This is a genomic window from Acinetobacter sp. TR11 (assembly GCF_027105035.1).
Taxonomy (GTDB): Bacteria; Pseudomonadota; Gammaproteobacteria; order Pseudomonadales; family Moraxellaceae; genus Acinetobacter.
In genome coordinates this window covers 1-2,372 of the sequence record NZ_CP114263.1, presented here as the reverse complement: position 1 = coordinate 2,372, position 2,372 = coordinate 1, and the positions used below count along the sequence as shown (strand labels likewise).

Annotated in this window: 3 protein-coding genes; all 3 read left to right on the top strand. The window is 40.4% G+C overall.

Features of this window, described 5'->3' with window-relative positions:
• The coding region (locus tag O1450_RS16520; protein WP_331276172.1) for a protein rep at positions 1-1,289 on the top strand (1,289 nt) is incomplete at its 5' end.
• A 307-nt stretch (positions 1,290-1,596) separates the two neighbouring features.
• Positions 1,597-1,974 carry a hypothetical protein gene (locus O1450_RS16515; protein ID WP_269230508.1) on the top strand — a complete coding sequence of 126 codons (378 nt, stop codon included), beginning with the start codon at positions 1,597-1,599 and terminating at the stop codon, positions 1,972-1,974.
• Entirely contained in the window at positions 1,961-2,254 is a 294-nt protein-coding gene (locus O1450_RS16510; protein ID WP_039099860.1) for a hypothetical protein, read from the top strand. Before O1450_RS16515 ends, O1450_RS16510 begins: the two co-directional genes overlap by 14 nt.
• The last annotated feature ends 118 nt before the right edge of the window (positions 2,255-2,372 follow it).

Genomic DNA, 2,372 nt, shown 5'->3' with positions numbered 1-2,372 from the left:
CGGGCGATTTGGCGGTCGGTGATAACAAGGGTTTGCAATCTGCTAATGCAGATCAACATAGGGATAGAATAACACGTTTTGGACTTTTGAAACATAGATCGAAGTTACAAGAAAATCATTTATGGTCTCTTGCTGCATTTGATACTGATAAAGACACCAAAGACAAACAATCTTATCTCGCTATAAAATCCGCTCACAAGCTCAGTGAATGCGGTAATTATTTGCTATTTAAAAATTATTACACCGTAGGCGAAGTTAAACTAACTAAGATGCGTGTCTGTAATCAGCATCTTTTATGCCCTTTTTGTGCATCAATTCGAGCATCACGCTCAATTCAGAGAAATGCCCCTAGGGTATCCGAGATATTGCGCCAGAATCGCAAATTAAAGCCCGTTTTGCTTACTTTAACCGTTGCCAATGGTTCAGACCTTGCGGAACGTCAGAAGCATCTTATGGACGCATTTAGAACGCTTATAAATCGTCGTCAGGATTGGCTTAAAAAAGGTCGTGGCTATAATGAATTTTGCAAGCTGTTAGGTGGTTTCTATTCTTACGAAAATACATACAACGAAAAAACAGGCGAATGGCATCCGCATTTGCATATTTTCGGCGTTCTGGAGCAATGGATAGATCAGGAATCACTAGCAGAAACATGGCACGAAATCACATGTGATTCTTTTATTGTAGATATCCGTCGAGTTAGAAAACACAAACAACTAGGCTATGGCAAAGCGATAGCGGAAGTTTGCAAATATGCCCTTAAATTTGGTGATCTGTCCGTAGAAAAGACTTGGGAAGCCTACATGGTTCTTAAGGGTGATCGAAAAGTTGGTTTACGGCTTAGCGGTTCTTTTGGTTTGTTGCGTGGTGTCAAAATGGACGATGAAGCGACCACAGATGATGATTTACAAGAAGATTTACCGTATTTAGAAATGCTCTATAAATTTGTTTTTGGCAAACAGTCTTATTACGACTTAACCATGACACGACACGTTGAGCCACAAGCGAACATTGAGCGAATGAGTGAGGAGGAGTGCCCGACCGACCGACACGATATGAGAGAAATAGAGCGAGTGGCGATAAAGGACGATGTGAGGGGCGCACTGTCGGCTGAGGGCACGCAAGCGATCAGTGTTGCCACGAAACGAGGACGCAAAAAGCAACATTGGCAATTATCACCAGTAACCCGTGTTCGGGTTCGGCAACGAATCCGAAGATGGGGCGGATATTTATATAATATTGACCTATTCCCATATGTTGAACGTAGGATATTGGCTTTCATTGGTTAGCCTGTTTCTTGAGAAACGCGGAAGCGTGCATTCCTGATAAAAATTACAGAACGAGTGTCTACGAGTGAATTGATACTTTACGACTCTCAAACTCCCTTTTCCCTGATTACAAGCTCCCATTGGGTGAGAAAACGGTAAGAACCGAGCCATCCCGCATGGGTGGCGACAGATTGACATTCTAATTAAAATCTATAATATTCTAAAAACAATCTAGTAGAATCTAATCGGAATCTAAAATATGTTATTTAAATCTCTTGGAATCGCTTCCGCTACTAATAATGCTTCTAACTCTGAGGATGCTAAGCCTGTGACTATTCGTTTAACTGATGGTGAAGTTCAACTCTATGACGCAGTTGCTAAGGCTATGGGTCTAACTCGTCAAGATTTTCTAGCCCATTTAATTCGTTCTAACTTCAAGCAAGCATTAACCGATTTCTTAATCGGTTATACGGAATCTTCCCCGTCGGTTTCTTTACAGGAACTAATCTTCTCCAGTACTGATAATCAAGAAGTTCGAAACAAGGTTGAGTCACTGCTTCGTTCTATTTCGCAACAGTTAATGGAAGAAGATGAAAAGGCAATTCAAGAACACATTGAAAGTGATCACGGCTTCTATCAGTTCGCAACACCGCGTAATGGTATTTTCCCTGCTAAGCCTGGAGTAAATAAAAATGATCAAACTTGAGGGAACAATCATCAATGTCTTTACTCAGCAAGGCGGTAAAGACAAAAAAACTGGTGAAGCTTTTGCAGATCGAGACAAAATTCAGCTATTGGGAGAATTTGAACTCCCTAATGGCGATAAAAAAAATGAATTAATAGACCTTACTGTTGAAAACGGTAAGGAGTATGAAAGTCTAAAAAACAAGCGTGTCAGCATTCCATGCGGTGCGCTTGCTTCAGGTCGAAATGTTGTTTTTTATGTTGCGAAAGGTGCTACACCAAAGCTCTTAAATACAGTTTGATACTCGTTAAAAAACAGCAACTTACGAAGTAAGTTCGCTGTTTTTTCTTTTACTTGATACTATTCACTAATTCGGGGACAAAATTTGATGCAAAAAGACATTAAAAAACCCCTGTTAT